17 protein-coding genes and 1 tRNA gene are annotated in these 17,117 nt (G+C 71.8%); 2 read left to right on the forward strand and 16 right to left on the reverse strand.

Features of this window, described 5'->3' with window-relative positions:
- The first annotated feature begins 227 nt into the window (after window positions 1-227).
- Both BIU91_RS08060 and BIU91_RS08065 read left to right on the forward strand, forming a co-directional pair.
- Window positions 228-443 (forward strand): hypothetical protein, encoded by a 216-nt coding sequence (locus BIU91_RS08060; protein WP_027466417.1) that lies wholly within the window; start codon window positions 228-230, stop codon window positions 441-443.
- A 7-nt stretch (window positions 444-450) separates the two neighbouring features.
- Entirely contained in the window at window positions 451-2,304 is a 1,854-nt protein-coding gene (locus tag BIU91_RS08065) for an ABC transporter ATP-binding protein (protein ID WP_071404991.1), read from the forward strand.
- A 76-nt stretch (window positions 2,305-2,380) separates the two neighbouring features.
- Here BIU91_RS08065 and BIU91_RS08070 read toward each other — a convergent pair whose 3' ends face one another.
- The 16 genes from BIU91_RS08070 to BIU91_RS08145 all read right to left on the reverse strand — a co-directional run bounded on the left by BIU91_RS08070 (window position 2,381) and on the right by BIU91_RS08145 (window position 17,044).
- Window positions 2,381-3,802 carry an NAD-dependent succinate-semialdehyde dehydrogenase gene (locus tag BIU91_RS08070; protein WP_071405030.1) on the reverse strand — a complete coding sequence of 474 codons (1,422 nt, stop codon included), beginning with the start codon at window positions 3,800-3,802 and terminating at the stop codon, window positions 2,381-2,383.
- Between the two features lie 89 nt (window positions 3,803-3,891).
- Entirely contained in the window at window positions 3,892-4,512 is a 621-nt protein-coding gene (locus BIU91_RS08075; protein WP_071404992.1) for an isochorismatase family protein, read from the reverse strand.
- Window positions 4,513-4,535: 23 nt separating this feature from the next.
- Window positions 4,536-6,047 (reverse strand): D-alanyl-D-alanine carboxypeptidase/D-alanyl-D-alanine-endopeptidase, encoded by a 1,512-nt coding sequence (dacB, locus tag BIU91_RS08080; RefSeq protein WP_071404993.1) that lies wholly within the window; start codon window positions 6,045-6,047, stop codon window positions 4,536-4,538.
- A gap of 73 nt (window positions 6,048-6,120) precedes the next feature.
- Window positions 6,121-7,116 carry a Gfo/Idh/MocA family oxidoreductase gene (locus tag BIU91_RS08085; protein WP_071404994.1) on the reverse strand — a complete coding sequence of 332 codons (996 nt, stop codon included), beginning with the start codon at window positions 7,114-7,116 and terminating at the stop codon, window positions 6,121-6,123.
- Window positions 7,117-7,168: 52 nt separating this feature from the next.
- Window positions 7,169-7,609, reverse strand: a complete 441-nt coding sequence (locus BIU91_RS08090) for a BLUF domain-containing protein (protein WP_071404995.1) — start codon at window positions 7,607-7,609, stop codon at window positions 7,169-7,171.
- A 188-nt stretch (window positions 7,610-7,797) separates the two neighbouring features.
- On the reverse strand, window positions 7,798-8,595 hold the full coding sequence (locus tag BIU91_RS08095; protein WP_071404996.1) for a glycoside hydrolase family 16 protein: 798 nt from the start codon (window positions 8,593-8,595) through the stop codon (window positions 7,798-7,800).
- Between the two features lie 181 nt (window positions 8,596-8,776).
- Window positions 8,777-8,849 (reverse strand) — tRNA-Thr (locus BIU91_RS08100).
- A 44-nt stretch (window positions 8,850-8,893) separates the two neighbouring features.
- Window positions 8,894-9,529: a TetR/AcrR family transcriptional regulator gene (locus BIU91_RS08105; protein ID WP_071404997.1), complete on the reverse strand. Its 636-nt coding sequence runs from the start codon at window positions 9,527-9,529 to the stop codon at window positions 8,894-8,896.
- Window positions 9,530-9,553: 24 nt separating this feature from the next.
- On the reverse strand, window positions 9,554-10,696 hold the full coding sequence (locus BIU91_RS08110; RefSeq protein ID WP_071404998.1) for a DNA polymerase III subunit delta': 1,143 nt from the start codon (window positions 10,694-10,696) through the stop codon (window positions 9,554-9,556).
- Between the two features lie 25 nt (window positions 10,697-10,721).
- The gene (tmk, locus tag BIU91_RS08115; RefSeq protein ID WP_071404999.1) at window positions 10,722-11,357 is read right to left on the reverse strand and encodes a dTMP kinase; all 636 of its coding nucleotides are present in this window, start codon (window positions 11,355-11,357) and stop codon (window positions 10,722-10,724) included.
- The gene (topA, locus tag BIU91_RS08120) at window positions 11,354-14,185 is read right to left on the reverse strand and encodes a type I DNA topoisomerase (RefSeq protein ID WP_071405000.1); all 2,832 of its coding nucleotides are present in this window, start codon (window positions 14,183-14,185) and stop codon (window positions 11,354-11,356) included. Before topA ends, tmk begins: the two co-directional genes overlap by 4 nt.
- Entirely contained in the window at window positions 14,161-14,640 is a 480-nt protein-coding gene (locus BIU91_RS18145) for a hypothetical protein (RefSeq protein ID WP_110863361.1), read from the reverse strand. The genes topA and BIU91_RS18145 overlap by 25 nt, the downstream gene beginning before the upstream one ends.
- A gap of 1 nt (window position 14,641) precedes the next feature.
- On the reverse strand, window positions 14,642-14,947 hold the full coding sequence (locus BIU91_RS08130) for a TadE family type IV pilus minor pilin (protein WP_181431568.1): 306 nt from the start codon (window positions 14,945-14,947) through the stop codon (window positions 14,642-14,644).
- 10 nt (window positions 14,948-14,957) lie between these two features.
- A complete protein-coding gene (locus BIU91_RS08135; RefSeq protein ID WP_084740880.1) occupies window positions 14,958-15,200 on the reverse strand; it encodes a DUF4244 domain-containing protein in 243 nt (80 codons plus the stop codon).
- A gap of 84 nt (window positions 15,201-15,284) precedes the next feature.
- Window positions 15,285-16,118: a type II secretion system F family protein gene (locus tag BIU91_RS08140; RefSeq protein WP_071405003.1), complete on the reverse strand. Its 834-nt coding sequence runs from the start codon at window positions 16,116-16,118 to the stop codon at window positions 15,285-15,287.
- A complete protein-coding gene (locus BIU91_RS08145) occupies window positions 16,115-17,044 on the reverse strand; it encodes an ATPase, T2SS/T4P/T4SS family (RefSeq protein ID WP_071405004.1) in 930 nt (309 codons plus the stop codon). Before BIU91_RS08145 ends, BIU91_RS08140 begins: the two co-directional genes overlap by 4 nt.
- Window positions 17,045-17,117: the final 73 nt, after the last annotated feature.

Raw genomic sequence — 17,117 nt, forward strand, 5'->3', positions numbered from 1 at the left:
GCTGGCACCGGGCCTCCCGTTCGTCGTGCGCGCGCCTTGCTCCCCGCGCAACACGCCGTCGTGTCAGCGGGACGCCGCCTGGCCGACGAGACGCCGCCGGATTCGCGGCGTCTCGCGCGCGTGGCGGCGTCGAACGAAGACGCCGGCGTCTGCGCACCCGATGCTGCGCGGCTCGCGCCGTCAACGCAGGTTGACGGATGTCGGTGCGTCAATGTAGGTTGACAGGCATGGACCGACCGACCATCACGAGCCTCGCGGCCGGAGCATCAGGGGACGACCCGTTCTCCGCCCTCGCCAACGTGCGGGAGCTGCGCCGTGAGCTCGACCGGACCGAAGAGCTCGCCGCGCGACGTGCCCGCACCGCTGGCGCCTCGTGGCAGGAGATCGCGACGCTGCTCGGTGTCAGCCGACAGGCAGTGCACAAGAAGTACGGCAGAAACTAGGAACACGATGAGCTTCCCCTTCGCACGCCCGAAGACCTCCGACGGCCCCCGCGCCACGTTCGGTCGCCTGCTGTCCTACCTGTTCGAGAACAAGCCCGCGATGGTCGTGATCATCGTGCTGAGTGTCCTCGGTGCGGGGGCTTCGCTCGCGCAGCCGCTCCTGGTCAACCAGGTCATCACCGCGGTGCAGCAGGGCAACACCCTCAGCACGCTCGTGTGGCTGCTGGTCGGGCTCGTCATCGTCGCTGGGGTGCTGAACGGCGTGCAGCACTTCCTGCTGCAGCGTGCGGGCGAGGGCGTCGTGCTCTCCACCCGCCGCAAGCTCATCGCCCGCATCCTCAACCTGCCGATCTCGGAGTTCGACACGCGGCGCACCGGCGACCTGGTGTCCCGCGTCGGCAGCGACACCACGCTCCTGCGGGCCGTCCTGACCCAGGGACTGATCGAGTCGATCGGCGGCGCGCTCACGTTCATCGGCGCCATCATCGCGATGGCGATCATCGACCCGCTGCTGCTCGGCATCGTGATCGTGATCGTCCTGATCGCCATCGTCGTCGTCGGTGGGCTGAGCCGACGCATCCGGGTCGCCTCGAAGCGTGCGCAGGAGAAGGTCGGCGACCTCACTGCCGCCGTCGAACGCGGGATCGGCGCGGTCCGGACCATCCGCGCGGCCGGCGCCACCGAACGCGAGGTGCGCGAGGTCGACGGCCACGCGACCGAGGCCTACAAGCGGGGCCTCGACATCGCCAAGATGTCCGCGTTCGTCGTCCCCGTCGCGAGCATCGTCATGCAGGTCGCGTTCATCGCCGTCCTGGGCGTCGGCGGGGCACAGGTCGCGGCCGGCACCATCACCATCGCGACGCTCATCACGTTCATCCTGCTGCTCTTCATGATGATCATGCCGCTCGGCCAGGCGATGGGCGCGGCCGTGGCCGTCGCCCAGGCGCTCGGCGCGCTCGGCCGGATCGAGGAGATCCTGCACCTGCCGACGGAGTCCCAGGACGACGAGTCGGTCCGGCCCGCCGCAGCGGTCGCCACCGACGACGCCATCGCGTTCGAGCACGTCTCGTTCCGGTACCGCGCCCAGGCGGACGCCTCGGGTGCCGACGGCGCGGTCGCGTCCGACCCCGCGGACCGTCCAGGAGGCCCGGATCGCGTCGACGACGAGCGCCCGGCCGACGACGTGGTGCTCCACGACGTGTCGTTCCGGGTGCCCCGCGGCTCGCGTGTTGCACTCGTGGGTCCGTCCGGTGCCGGCAAGTCGACGACCCTGGCGCTGATCGAGCGGTTCTACGACCCCACCGACGGCGTGATCCGCCTGGGTGGCATCGACGTCCGCGGCATGGACCGCGACGAGCTCCGGGCTCAGATCGGCTACGTCGAGCAGGACGCACCCGTCCTCGCCGGCACGATCCGCGCCAATCTGCTGCTCGGGTCGCCGAACGCCACCGAGGACGACTGCGTCCGGGTGCTCGAGGCGGTCAACCTCGGCGAGGTCCTGCACCGCGACCCCCGCGGTCTCGACGCGCAGGTCGGTGAGGACGGCGTGATGCTCTCCGGTGGGGAACGGCAGCGCCTGGCCATCGCCCGCGCGCTGCTCGCCGCTCCCCCGATCCTGCTGCTCGACGAGTCGACGTCGTCACTCGACGGGGTCAACGAGCAGAAGATGCGGCTCGCGATCGACGCCGTCGCCGAGGACCGCACCCTGCTCGTGATCGCCCACCGGTTGTCGACGGTGGTCGACTCCGACGTGATCGTCGTGCTCGAGCACGGCCGCGTCGTCGGCAGCGGCACGCACTCCGAGCTCGTCGAGTCGACGCCGCTCTACCGCGACCTGGCGAAGCACCAGCTGCTCGTGTGAGTGCCGGTACGGCCGCGTGCACCGCGGCCGTACGGTCGATCCGGGCTCGCGGTCAGGCTCGGGGTCAGGCTCTGGCTCAGGCGGCGAAGGGGTCCGGCGTCAGCACGTAGACGGTCTCGAGGTACTCCTCGATGCCCTCGTGCGACCCCTCGCGGCCGAGGCCGGAGGACTTCACACCGCCGAACGGGAACGCCGCATTCGAGACGACGCCCGTGTTCAGCCCGAGCATCCCCGTCTCCAGGCGCTCGGCGAGCCGCTGGCCGCGCCGGAAGTCGGTCGTGAAGGCGTAGGCGATGAGCCCGTACTCGGTGTCGTTCGCGAGCCGGATCCCCTCGTCCTCGGTGCTGAAGCGCGTGACCGAGGCGACCGGTCCGAAGATCTCCGTCGTCATGATCTCCGAGCCGGGTTGCACGTCGTCGATCACCGTCGCCTCGTAGAAGGTGCCCGGGCGGTCGATCCGGTGGCCGCCCGTGACGAGCCGGGCACCGCGGCCGAGGGCGTCGTCGACGAGCGAGGCAGCCTTGTCCACGGCACGGTCGTCGATGAGCGGTCCGAGCGTCGTGCCGTCCTCGGTGCCCCGGCCGACGCGCAGGGCGTCCACCTTCTCGGTGAGGGCCGCGACGAACGCATCGGCGATGCCGTCCTGCACGAAGAACCGGTTCGCGGCGGTGCAGGCCTCGCCCGTGTTGCGGAACTTCGCGAGCATCGCCGCGTCCACCGCCTCGTCGAGATCGGCGTCGTCGAACACGAGCAGCGGAGCGTTGCCGCCGAGCTCCATGCTCGTCTTGAGCACGTTGTCCGCCGCCTGCTTGAGGAGCGCAGAACCGACCGGGGTCGAACCAGTGAACGTCAGCTTCCGCAGGCGCGGGTCGGCGATGATCGGCTCGGACAGTTCCTTGGCGTCACTCGACGGGATCACGTTGAGCACGCCGTCCGGCAGCCCGGCACGGCGGAACAGCTCGACCAGGAACAGGGTCGTCAGCGGGGTGAGATCGGCCGGCTTCGCGACCACCGTGCACCCGGCGGCCAGGGCCGGGCCGATCTTCCGCGTCGCCATGGCGAGCGGGAAGTTCCACGGGGTGATCGCGTACACGGGGCCGACCGGACGCTTCAGCACGATCGCGCGGCCGGTGCCCTCGGGGTTCGTGCGGTAGTCGCCGGTGATGCGGACGGCTTCCTCCGAGAACCAGCGCAGGAACTCGCCGCCGTAGACGACCTCGCCGCGGGCCTCGGCCAGGGGCTTGCCCATCTCGAGCGACATCAGGGCCGCGAGGTCGTCGGCGTGCTCGTGCACCAGGTCGAAGGCCCGGCGCAGGATGTCCGAGCGCGTGCGTGGGGCCGTCGCTGCCCACGACTCCTGCGCCGCGGCGGCGGCGTCGAGGGCGGCGAGGCCGTCCTCAGGGGTGGCGTCGGCGACCTCGGCCAGGACGGCACCGGTCGACGGGTCGTGCACGGCGAAGGTGGACCCGCTCGACGAGGCGCGCCAGGTGCCGCCGATGAAGAGTCCGGTGGGGACGTTCTCGACGCGGACGTGCTCGTCAGCGACGGTGGTGGTTGTGGTGGTGGTTTCGTTCGTGGTGGTGTCGGTCACAGTCGTGCTCCTCCTGGGTTCGCGAGGCCCTCGTCCATGTCGCTGCGGTCGACGTGTCCGCCGGCCGCCCGGATCTCGTCGAGCGCCCGGGCGCTGCGCTCGACGTCGACGCCGGCCACCAGGTCCTCGTACACGGCGACGTCGAGGCCCGCGGCACGGGCGTCGAGCGCCGAGGCACGGACGCAGTGGTCGGTGGCGATGCCGACGACGTCGATCGTGTGCACGCGGCGCTCGGCGAGCACCTCGGCCAGCGGGACGCCCGCCTCGGTCCGGGCCTGGAACGCCGAGTAGTCCGGCGTGCCCTGCCCCTTGCGGACGTCGACGTCGATCAGTGCGGTGTCGAGATCGGGGTGGTAATCGGCGCCGGGCGTGCCGGCGACGCAGTGCACCGGCCACGTGTCGACGAAGTCGGGTCCGTCGGGTCCGGCGAAGTGTCCGCCGTTGTCGTCGTCGCCGTGGTGCCAGTCGCGGGACGCCACGATCAGGTCGTACTCGTCCCCGTGCCGACCGAGGAACGCGGTGATGCGCTTCGCGAGCGCCGCTCCCCCGGTGACCGCGAGCGCACCGCCCTCGGTGAAGTCGTTCTGGACGTCCACGACGAGCAGTGCTCTTGCCATGGGTCCATCCAACACCCGTCGGCTCAGGAGCCGGTGAGCTTGCTCCCGCACGAGTAGGTCGCGGCGGTCACCGCGTCGAGTGCCGGCAGTGCCGCTGCACGCGGCGAACCGATGGCGTAGAAGGCGAAGGTCAGCCGCGACCCGTCGGCGGCGTCGATGTAGCCGCCGAGGGTGTTCGCGCTGTCGATCCAGCCCGTCTTGGCGTGCACCTTGCCGCGGGCGACCGCGTTCGCGCCGGTGAACCGGCTGGCCAGGGTGCCGGACTGGCCGGACACCGGCAGGGCGTTCGCGAGCGTGCCGAGGCCCTTCGCGCCGGAGGCGACCTGCACCATGAGGCGTGCGACGAACTCCGGCGACACGGCGTTCGAGGCGCTCTCGCCCGAGCCGTCCTTGATCACGATGCCGGCCGGGTCGAGGCCGTAGGAGCGCAGTGCCGACTGGTACACGGACGACAGCGACGCCGCCGAGCCGTTCGAGCCGGACTCCTTCGAGGACACCCGGGCGAGCATCTCGGCCAGGGTGTTGTCCGAGTTCGGGATCATCTGCCCGATGAGCGTCGACACCGGCTGCGACGACACCGTGGCGATCGTCTCGGTGCCGGTGGTCGCCCGCTTGACGATCTGCGCGGACGAGGCGCCAGCGACGCCAGCGTTCGCCAGTGCCGTCCGGAAGGCGATGCCCGCGCGTCCGACCGGGTCCTCCGACCGGGGCGAGGTCGCCGCTGCGGGGTTCGCCCGGTCACCGTCGACCATGAGCGCCGTGACCTCCGGCTGGTACCCGATGGTGCGCTCGGACACCGGCCACGTGGGGTCCCAGGCGTCGGCGTCGCTCCAGTACGAGTCGTCCGTGACGATCGTGGTGACCGGGGTGTCGCCGACCTTCGCCTTCACCTGCTGCGCGAGCTGCGCGAGGGTCGGGGCACCCGGGTAGACGGTGCCACCGCCGGCGGACAGCGTCGCGTCGCCGTGACCGACGAGGGCGACGGTGTTCGCGGACTCCCGTGCGACGGTCGTCGGGATGCGGTGGTCGCCCCCGAGCACCGAGAGCGCGGTCGCCGAGGTCAGGGTCTTCATGACGCTGCCGGTCTGGGCGGCCCGCTCGCCGTGCTTCGAGAACAGGACCTTGCCCGTCTTCGCGTCCATCACGTACCCCTCGAAGTCGCCGAGGCCGCTCGCCGACGCAGCCGTCGCGATCGAGCAGGTCCGGAGGGCAGACGGACCGGCGAGGTCGTCCGGCACCGCGCGGGCATCGGCGGTCGGGGTGGGCGACGGCTTCGTGGTCGGGCGCTTCGTGGTGGTCGTCCGGTCCGGAGCCGAGGACGCGGTCCGGGTCGGACTCGGCGCCGCAGCGGTCCGGGAGTCCGGGGTCGTGGCCGCCGCGACGGCGACGGCCCCACCGGAACCGACCACGAGCAGCGCCGCGAGGCCACCGGCGATCCAGGGGACCGGGCGTCGCGCGGCGGAGGCGCGCACCGCGGTGACGGCGGCGCGGAAACTCTCCGGGACGGAACGCGGGGTGGGCTGCTGCTCGGACATCGCGACCGATCCTACGGAACTGCGGCAGGAGCCTCCAGGCCGGATCCGGGATCCGTGGCAGACGGGAGCCGGATCAGGGAGCTGTGACGGGACCGTCGGCCGGGTACCGGACCCCGACCTGGCGTCGTGCCTCGTCCAGCACCGCCATGATCGCGACGGTCTCGTCCGGGTCCATCGGGCCGCCGTCGTGGCGGCCGGACGTGATCATCGTCTCGAAGGCGCGGGCCTCGTGCTCGTAGCCGGCGAGCTCCTCGCGACCGTCGAACTCCTCGACAACGGCACCGTCATGGTCACGGATCCGCCAGGTGGTCGGCGTGTACCAGGTGGAGTCGAGGTCGATGCGGCCGGTCTCGCCGATGATCGACGCGGTGTTCGGGCTCCGCAGGTCCATCCCGAAGTGGATCATCGACTGCGCACCGCCCTCGTGCGTCATCACAAGGCCCATCTGCTCGTCGACGCCCTGCTCGCTCAGCGTCCCGGCTGCGACCAGCGCGGTCGGCACCCCGAGCACGTCCACCGCGAAGGACACCGGGTAGATCCCGAGGTCGAGCATCGCTCCCCCACCGAGTGCCGGGTCGCGCAACCGGTGGCCGGGGTCCGTCGGGAGGGCCTGGTGGTGGGTCGCCTCGACCACCAGCGGGCGGCCGATCCGTCCCTCGGCGACGATCTCGCGGATCATCGCCATCTGCGGCAGGAAGCGGGTCCACATCGCCTCCATCACCGCGACACCGGCTTGCCTCGCGGCGTCGACGACCGTCCGGGCCTCGTCCGCGGTCATCGTGAAGGCCTTCTCGACCAGGACGTGCTTGCCCGCGCGGATCGCGAGCAGGGCGTCCTCGGCGTGCCGGACGTGCGGGGTCGCGACGTAGACCGCGTCGACGTCGTCGTCCGCCACCAGGTCCTCGTAGGAACCGTGGGCCCGCTCGATGCCGAACTCGGCGGCGAAGGCCTCGGCGTGTTCGCGGGTGCGGCTGCCCACGGCCGTGAACACGATGCCGGCCGCGGTGCAGTCACCCACGAAGGACCGTGCGATGCCGCCTGTGCCGATGACTCCCCAGCGAACCGTCATGGGTCCTGTCTACCAGCGCGGGGTGGGCTGCGGCGGGCCCCGCCTCGGGTCGTCAGCGGCGGTGCTTGCCGAGCGCGGCGTCCGGAGCGGCCATCGGGTGGTTCCGGAACCAGCGCAGGAGCTCACGGGCACGGCTCGTGTCGGCGCTCGCATCGCCCTCGGCGAGGAACGAGTCGAAGCCGTCGGGCAGGTCGGCTTCGGCCTCCCGGTGGAACGCCATCTTCCACTCGCCGAAACGCCGGGTGTGGATACGCTCCTCGACGAGCAGGCCGACGTCGGTGTGCCGCGGGTCGTCGATGATGCGCTGGTACGTCTCGAGCACGGCTGCCTCGGGGCCCTCGAGCAGCTGCATGAACCGGCCGTCCTTGTAGACGAGCAGACCGGACAGGCCGGACGCGGTGTTGCGGACCCGTGCGTGCTCGAGCAGTGCGTCGAGCCGCTCCTGGTCGAACACCTCGTTCGCTGCGCTCATGTAGACCAGGGACAGCAGCATGACGACCTCTCGGTGACGACGGAACGGGTTCCCTCTCATCGTGGACCGCACCGACGCCGTCGGGCAGCCCCAGAACGGGGATCGTTCCCGCCCGCGCACCCGCGTCGAGGTTCGGGTCATCGACGCGAGCACACGGGTGTCGGGTCGTACGACCGGACTGATTCGGAGCCCCCGTCCGGGGGGATTGGTCACTCCGTGTCGTAGGTGCGGACCCAGTCGATCTGCACGTGCCCGGGGTCGCCCCAGTTGCCGATCTGGAACATGTAGCGGTGCGGCGTGGTGGGCACGTTGCGCGGCACCGTGAACACGAGCTTGCCGTCGAGGTAGTACCGGATGATCTTCCCCGGCACCCACTCGGTCGTGTAGGTGTGCCAGTCGTTCCAGGACACCCGGGTGTTGTAGTGCTCGGTCCGCTTCTCGAGCCCCTGGAGCATCGAGTGGTGGAAGACGCGCGGTGAGCCGTTGAACTGCCCCTCCGGGTAGTTCAGCTCGCCGTCCGCCCAGGCGTTCGACGTCGGCCAGAGCATGACCGCGATCCCGTTGCCGTCGCCACCGGTCGCCCGCGCACGGATGCTGAAGGTGCCGCCGACGTGTGACCAGGCGCCGGTGGGCGTGCCGAACGTTCCGGCAGCGCCGTGCTCCCCGTCCATCGCGACGTCCAGGTAGCCGTCGTGGGCGCTGATGAGCTTGTCCGAGTAGTACTTGCCGCCCGTACCGTCGGGGTACGGCTGCCACGAGTTCCGGTAGGTCTCGGCGAAGGGGCCGCCCGCTGCTGCGGGGGTGTCGAAGTCCTCGGAGAAGGTCGGCTCGCGGTCCGCGAGGTACGCGGGGCCGGTCGCGGACGCCGTCGGGGTCGCGGACGGACCGGTGCTCGGCGACGAGGTCGAGGCGGACGTGGCACGGGACTCTGGCACGGCTGCCGCGGTGACCGCGAGGGCTCCGGCGGTGGCAGCGACCACGACGATGACCAGGACACGCTTCAGCACGGCGGCACCGCCGGTGGAGCGCTGGGCTGGTGGTCGGTCATCGTGTCCCCCGTTTCGCGGACAAGGTTAGCCCGCGAACGCGCCCGACGTCTGTCCCTCGGGCGAGGGACACGGGTTTCGTCCGGAATACGAAAACCCCGGTCAGAGCCACTTCGAGTGGGTCTGACCGGGGTGTTCACGGAGCCGCCTGTCGGAATCGAACCGACGACCTATTCATTACGAGTGAATCGCTCTACCGACTGAGCTAAGGCGGCGCACACTCCATGTCCGGAGTGGCACGAGCAATGACTATACAGGTTCAGACGAGTGAACGCGAAACCAGCACGCCGAGCTCGGAGAAGGACCGTTCGAGCTCGTCGACCAGGTGTGTTCCGGCCTCGGAACCCGACCACTCCCACCACGCGTGGCGCAGGGCGGCGAGGGCGACGATGGCCGCGAGACCCGCGCGGCGGCGGAGTGCCTCGGCGTCGGCGGCGAGCTCCGGCTCGGCGTGTTCGAGCCGTCGCGTGACGGCCGCCTGCAGCTCCGCCTGGAACTCCTTCATGGACGCCATGCGACGGCTGAACAGCTCCGGGTTCGCGCGGAGCACCTGCTGCCGCTCCTCGATGAGCCCGCGCTCCTCGATCAGTTCCCGCGTGGAGTGCACGAGCAGCGTGCCGATGTCGGCGAGCAGGTCACCGCTCGGACCACCGTCGACGAACGCCTGCAACGCCGCGTCGTCGGGCAGCTGCGGGTCGTCCCCGAGGATCGCCTGCTCCTTGCTCGGGAAGTAGTTGAAGAACGTCCGGGGCGAGACGTCGGCCCGCCGGGAGATCTCGTCCACCGTCACCGCGCCGAGGCCGTCCTCGATGGCGATCCGGAGCGCAGCCTGCTGGATGGCGCGCCGGGTGGCGCGGCGCTTCCGTTCGCGCAGGCCGGGTTCAGCGTCGGGCATGCCGTGATTGTCGCACGCCGGGCCTCAGCGGCGGGCGCGGGCGATCGTGACGAGCAGTGCTTCGAGCGCCAGGAGTGCCGCCACGTTCGCCGCGATGCGCTGGCGCGCCAGGGCCACGGCGTCGAGGACCTCGAGCGCGGCAGCCGGCGGTGTCGTCGGCAACGCGTGTTCGAGCTGGTCCTGCATGGCCAGGTTGACCGGTTCCGCGGGGGCTCCGAGCCCCAGCAGGAGCAGGTCGCGGTACAGGGACGAGACGTCGACCAGGATCCGGTCGAGCCCGTCGCGCAGGCTCCGGGTCGCCCGGCGCTTCTGGTCGTCCTCGAGGGCGCGGAGCTGCGACCGGAGCGCCGGCGGGATCGTCCCGCCGGGTTCGACCCCGAGCGAGCGCAGGGCCGCGTCGCGCTCTTCGGAGTCGCGCTGCTCGGTGATGGACTTCGCGTCTTCGTCGGCGACGGCGAGGAGCTCGGCGGCCGCCATGACGGCGTCACCAACGCTCCGCACACCGAGCACGGTCGTCAGGGTCCGGCGGCGACGGTCACGGGCCGGCTCGCTCGTGGCGAGACGCTGCGCCATGCCGATGTGGCTCTGCGCCTGACGAGCAGCATCCATCGCGAGGGCACGGTCGACACCGGTGCGGGCGACGAGCAGGTCGGCGACGGACTCGATGCCGGGCACGCGCAGGCGGACCGAGCGGACGCGCGACCGGATCGTCGGCAGCAGGTCGGCCTCACTCGGGGCACAGAGGATCCACACCGTGCGCTCCGGGGGTTCCTCGAGCGCCTTGAGCAGCAGGTTCGAGGTGCGCTCGGTCATGCGGTCGGCGTCCTCGATGATGACGACGCGGTAGCGGCCGACCGACGGCGAGTAGTACGACGAGGTGACGAGCTGCCGGATCTCGTCGATCGTGATGATCACACGCTGGGTCGTGAGCACCGAGACGTCGGGGTGGGTCTTCGCGGTGATCTGCCGCAGGGTGTGGTCGTCGTCGGGGCCGTTGCCCACGAGCGCCGCCGCGAAGGCGGTCGCCACGTTCGACCGTCCCGACCCGGGCGGGCCGGTGATGAGCCACGAGTGCGTCATGCCACCGGTGCCGTCGGTGGACTCGGCCGCGTTGCGCAGCGACGCGACCGCTTCTTCCTGCCCGGTCAGGCCGTCCCACACGCTCACGGGACCATCCTGTCAGTGACCACCGTCATGCCGGGTCGATCCCGACGAGCGGGGCGACCGCTCGTCGGACCTCGTCCTGCACGGTGTCGGTCGGGGCCGAGGCATCGACCACCAGGAAGCGCGCCGGCTCGGCCTCGGCCATCGTGAGGAAGGCCTGACGGACGGACTCGTGGAACGCCGCAGCCTCGGACTCGAGACGGTCGAAGGTGTCGCCCCGCGCCGCGGCCACCCGGGCGCGTCCGACGGTGACGTCGAGGTCGAGCAGGATGGTGAGGTCCGGTGCCAGACCGTCCGCTGCCCACTCCGAGACGGACCGGACCTGCTCGGCGCCGAGGCCGCGCGCGACGCCCTGGTAGGCGACGGACGAGTCGATGTAGCGGTCCTGCAGGACGACCTCGCCGCGTGCGATCGCCGGACGGACGACCGTCTCGACGTGCTGGGCTCGGTCGGCCGCGTACAGGAGCGCCTCGGCCCGGGGTGCGACGTGGCCCCGCTCGTGCAGGACCATCTGCCGGATCTGGACGCCGAGGTCGGTGCCGCCGGGCTCGCGGGTGCGGACAACGGTCCGACCGTGCGCACCGAGCCACGCCGAGAGCAGCTCCGCCTGGGTCGTCTTGCCCGCGCCGTCGCCGCCCTCGAGCGTGATGAAGCGACCGGTCACTTCTTCTTGGCCGCCGTCCGACGGGCCGGGGTCTTCTTCTTGACCGGCCCCTTGGCACGCTTGTCGGCGATGAGCTGGACCGCGCGGGCGTGGTCGACGGCCTCGACGTCCTCGCCCTTCGGGATGGTCGCGTTCGTCTCGCCGTCGGTGACGTACGGCCCGAACCGGCCGTCCTTCATCTTGATCGGCTTGCCGGACACCGGGTCGGCGTCGAACTCCTTGAGCGCGGCGCTCGCGGTGCGGTTGCCGCCGTACTTCGGCTGCGCGAACAGCTCGAGTGCACCGGGCAGGTCGATGTCGAAGATCGCGTCCTCGCCGGGCAGGGTCCGCGTGTCGGTCCCCTTCTTCAGGTACGGCCCGTACCGGCCGTTCTGCGCCGTGATGTCGTTGCCCGTCTCCGGGTCCTGGCCGACGACGCGGGGCAGGTCGAGGAGCTTCAGCGCGGTCTCGAGGTCGACGGTCTGCGGGTCCATCGACTTGAAGAGCGAAGCGGTGCGTTCCTTCGGCGCCGCGGCCTTCTTCGTCGTCTTCTTCGCAGGCGCCTTCTTGGCGGGGGCCTTCTTCGCCGTCGCCGTCGCCGATGCCGTCTCGCTCGTCGCGGTCGCAGCAGCCGCGTCGGCCACGGGGGCCTCTGCCGCTGCGGGCGCTTCGACGACCTCGCCGGTCTTCGGGTCCACGGTGGGTTCGGGCTCCGGGGTGCGCTCCGTGACGTAGGGGCCGAAGCGGCCGTCCTTCGCCAGGACCTCCTTGCCGGTCTCCGGGTTGATCCCGACGACACGGTCGCCGATCACCGGTGCGTCGACGAGTTCCTTCGCCTTCTCGACGGTCAGTTCGTCGGGAGCGAGGTCCTCGGGCACGTTGACGCGCCGTGGCTTCTCGGGGTCGTCGCTCGGCACCTCGATGTAGGGGCCGTACCGACCGATCCGGAGCGTGAGGCCCGGAGCGAGCTCGACCGAGTTGATCTCGCGGGCGTCGATCTCACCGAGGTTGTCGATGACCGTCCGCAGGCCGCGCTGGTCGTCGTCGCCGCCACCGAAGTAGAAGCCCTTGAGCCAGTCCACCCGGTCGGCGTCGCCGCGAGCGATGCGGTCGAGGTCTTCTTCCATCTCGGCGGTGAAGTCGTACTCCACGAGCTCGCCGAAGTACTCCTCGAGCAGGCGCACGACGCTGAACGCGATCCAGTTCGGCACCAGCTGCGTGCCGCGGAGCGAGACGTAGCCGCGGTCGATGATCGTCGGGCTGATCGTGGGGTAGGTCGACGGACGCCCGATCCCCAGCTCTTCCAGCGTCTTGATGAGGCTCGCCTCGGTGAAGCGCGGCGGCGGGGTGGTGTCGTGCCCCTTCGCCTCGACGTCGGTGACCGCGAGGTGCTCACCCTGGGCCACGTTCGGCAGGGCGACGTCCTGGCCCGCACGCTCGGACGACTCGTGGCGGTCCTCGTCACGGCCTTCTTCGTAGGCGCTGAGGAAGCCGCGGAACGTGATGACGGTGCCGGATGCGGTGAACTCGGCATCCGTGCCGTTCGCCGTCGAGGCGATGCCCTCGACCGACTCGGTGGAGGAGATGCCGAGCACGATCGACGCGGTCGAACCCTTGGCGTCCGCCATCTGGGACGCGATGGTGCGCTTCCAGATGAGGTCGTAGAGGCGCCACTCGACACCGGTCAGGGTGCCCTGCAGGTCCTGCGGGGTGCGGAAGGAGTCGCCGGCGGGACGGATCGCCTCGTGCGCCTCTTGCGCGTTCTTGCTCTTGCTCGCGTACAGGCGGGGCTTGTCGGGCACGGTGGCCGAGCCGTACAGGTCCGCTGCCTGCTTGCGGGCCGCGTCGATGGCCTGCTTCGAGAGCGAGACCGAGTCGGTACGGATGTAGGTGATGTAGCCGTTCTCGTACAGGGTCTGCGCAGCGCGAGCCGTCTGTCGCGGGGACAGACGGAGCTTGCGCGCGGCTTCCTGCTGGAGCGTCGACGTGGTGAACGGCGCGGCCGGGCGTCGCGTGTACGGCTTCGAGTCGACGCTGCGGACGGTGGCGTCACCGGCGCGCTCGAGGACCGTCGTCAGCGACGCGGCAGCGGCCTCGTCGAGCCGGACGACGTCACCGCTGAGCGTGCCGCGGTCGTCGAAGTCACGGCCGGAGGCGACGCGGGTGCCGTGGATCCGGGCGAGTCGCGCCGAGAAGGAGGACTCGCCGGCCTTCTCGAACCGGGCGGAGAGGTCCCAGTAGTTGGCGGACACGAAGGCCAGGCGCTCGCGCTCGCGGTCGACGACGAGACGGGTGGCGGCGGACTGCACACGGCCGGCGGACAGACCGGGGGCGACCTTGCGCCACAGGACCGGGGAGACCTCGTACCCGTACAGACGGTCGAGGATGCGGCGGGTCTCCTGCGCGTCGACGAGGGCGGTGTCGAGCTCACGGGTGGCTTCCTGCGCGCGCTGGATCGCCTCCTTCGTGATCTCGTGGAAGACCATCCGCTTGACGGGGACCTTCGGCTTCAGGACCTGCAGCAGGTGCCACGCGATCGCTTCACCCTCGCGGTCTTCATCTGTTGCGAGGTAGAGCTCGTCGGCGTCCTTGAGGGCGCGTTTCAGCTCGGAGACGGTCTTCTTCTTGGCGTCGGACACGACGTAGTACGGCTCGAAGCCGTTGTCGACGTCCACCGAGAACTTGCCGAGGGAGCCCTTCTTGAGCTCGGGCGGCAGGTTCTTCGGCTCGACGAGGTCGCGGATGTGTCCGACCGAGGCCTGGACTTCGTATCCGTCACCGAGGTATTGCGCGATCGTCTTCGCCTTCGCAGGGCTCTCGACGATCACGAGCTTCTTCGTGCCTGGCACGTGTCTCCTTGATCGATGGTGCTGATCGGCCCTGGCCACGAGCGTGTCCGGGTCGACCGGGACATCGGTGACCGCGGGCCGACAGGCACACCATACACATAGTGTTCGGGCGGGTCGCCTGCCGGACCGGCCACCGCGAGTGCGCCGACGACGAACGGTCCGGTGCCCACGACCACGCGGACGCGGGCCGTGGTGGCGACGAGTTCGCAGGCGTCGAGGGCGGCCCCGTTCGCCGTGGCGATCCGGGTCGCGACCGCACACGGCTCCCCCGGTACCAGCCCGGTGGCGGCCGCCGCGGTGCCCACGGCGGCGGCGTCGGCGGCGCCCTGGGCGCGGAGGGCCTGCGTGCGGTGGCCGGCGGCGGCGAGCGCCGTGGACCCGACGAGGACCCCAACGCCGAGGACCGCCACGAGCAGCACGGTCGCCGAGCCGCGTTGGCCGTCGGGGATCGTCACGTCAGCCCCCTCGGGCCGCGGCACACCCCGTCGCGGTCAGTGGGAGCGCCGCGAAGGGACCGGTCCCGCCGCGCGTGGCGTCGACGCAGACCAGGTCACCGTCCGACCGGACGACGACCGAGACCCCCGGAGCGATCCGGTCGGCCGCGGACCGGCCCTGGTGCTCGTCGTCACGCCCGATCGCCCGGGCGGCGGTGGCTGCGGCGAGTTGCAGACGGCCCTGCGCGTCGACGACGAGGACGGCTGCGACGAGGGCGGTCAACACGATCGCCACCACGGGGAGCGCCACCGCGAACTCGACGGTCACCGAGCCGCGCTCACAGCGAGAGCGCGCCACGGACGAGGTCGGTGAGGATGGTCTGGACCTCGCCGGAGCGCATGACCGCGACGAGCACACCCGCGAAGGCCACGGCGGCGAGGATGACGACCGCGTACTCGGCGGTGGCCGATCCCCGGTCGTCCCGCAGCCGGGACGACCACCGGGCGACGAGGGGACGCGGGCGACGGTGGTGGCGGATGGCCCGACGGGTGCGGCGGTCGGGGGATGGCGTGGTGCTCATGGAGTCCGTCCTTTCTGTTCGGTGGGACCAGCGTGTCCTGGCTGGGGTGTCGACGAGGAGGCCTCGGCGCCATCTGTGGACAGGTCACGCGGCCCCGCCCACCGTGGAGGAGAGGACCCCGACCACCACGGGCACCACCCCCACGAGCACGAACGCCGGCAGGATGCAGACCCCGAGCGGCAGCACCAGTCGGACGGCCAGTCGTTCCGCCGCCACGAGCCCGGCGGCAGCGGCCTCGTCACGCACGTCCTCGGCGGCGCGGCGGAGCAACCCCGCGGCGGGCACCCCCGCACGCCGGGCGAGGTCGAGGACCTCCTGCAGCCGGTGCACGTCCCCGGCGGGCGGGGTGGCTCCCGCGCACGCCTCGGCGACTGCCTGCCCGGCGGTGGTCCACGACCCGCCTCCGGCGACCGCCACGGCCCAGGCGTCGAGGAGCACCCCGGGGACCCGGCCGTCGGGGGTCGCGGAACGGACCAGCCGGGCGGTCCACCGTCGCCCTGCCAGGACGAGGACGGCCGCGGTGCACGAGCACGCCCAACCGGCCGGTGAACCGACCAGGACCTCGACGGCACCGGCACCCCAGGCCGCACCGAGCCCCAACCCGAAGAGCGGCAGCGCGAGCACGACCCGGGCGCTCGTCCGCGGGCCCGCCAGGGCGACCCGGATCGCCCGGTCCGATGCCGCGGCTCGTCGGAGCGCGCCGGCGAGCCCGCGGAGCGTCTCCGCGACGGGAGCTCCCGTCCGGTCCGCCACGCGGAGGACGACGAGGATGTCCTGCTGGGCGGGTCCTCCGCCCCCGGGCAGCCCGCCGACGAGCCGCCAGGCCCGCGGCGGCGGGACGCCTGCCGCGACCAGCGTCGCCACCCGGTCGAGCACCCCGGCCACCCGCGCCGGGCCGTCGGGTGTGGGTCGTCTCACCGCAGCCCGTCCACCGGGCGCACCTCGAGCCTCCCGTCCGGGCCGACGCACAACGTGCCCACGCCACCGAGCCCCCGCTGGCCTGCGCGTCGCTCCACGTGCAGGACCAGGTCGAACGCGCTGACGGCCTGCCGGGCGAGCGCCTCGGCACCGAGGCCGGCGAGCGCACCGAGTGCTTCGAGGCGCGCGGCCACGTCGGCGATGCCGTTGGCGTGCACGGTGCCGGCTCCCCCGTCGTGCCCGGTGTTCAGGGCGGAGAGGAGTTCACGGACCTCGGCGCCGCGGCACTCCCCCACGACGATCCGGTCGGGGCGCATCCGCAGCGCCTCGCGCACGAGTCGGTCGAGGCCGAGTGCGCCGACCCCCTCGGCGTTCGCCTGCCGCGCCTCGAGCGCGACGACGTGCGGATGGGCGATCCGGAGCTCCGCGACGTCCTCCACCGTCACGATCCGCTCGTCGACGGGGACGTTCCCGAGCATCGCCGCGAGCAGGGTGGTCTTGCCGCTGCCGGTCGCGCCGGTGACCAGGACGTTCCGGCGCGCGGCGACGGCGTCCTCGACGACCGACCGTGGGACGAACGCGAAGGTCCCGCCGCGTTCGAGGGTGGCGAGGGAGGGTCGATGGACCTGTGGCAGTCGGATCGACACGGCGGTGCCCCCGACGGACACCGGGGCGAGGACGACGTGGACCCGGATGCCGTCCCCGTGCCGGACGTCCGCGCAGGGGGTGGTCTCGTCGACGTGGCGACCGCCGAGCGCGACGAGCCGGGTCGCGAGTTCGCGGGCACGCGCCTCGGTCAGTCGCGGCTGGACGGCTTCGAGGCCGGTGCCGCGGTCGACCCACGTCCCCACGCCACCGACCACCAGGACGTCCGTCACGGTGGCATCAGCCACCAGGGCGGCGAGTTCCTCGAACTCGACGACCACGGACGCCCGGCGACGAACCGGAGGCGCTGCTCCGGGCAGGAACGGCGCCGACGGAGCACGCGCCCGCGCCGGC

The organism is Curtobacterium sp. MMLR14_002, assembly GCF_001864975.1.
In the GTDB taxonomy this organism is placed as follows: domain Bacteria; phylum Actinomycetota; class Actinomycetes; order Actinomycetales; family Microbacteriaceae; genus Curtobacterium; species Curtobacterium flaccumfaciens.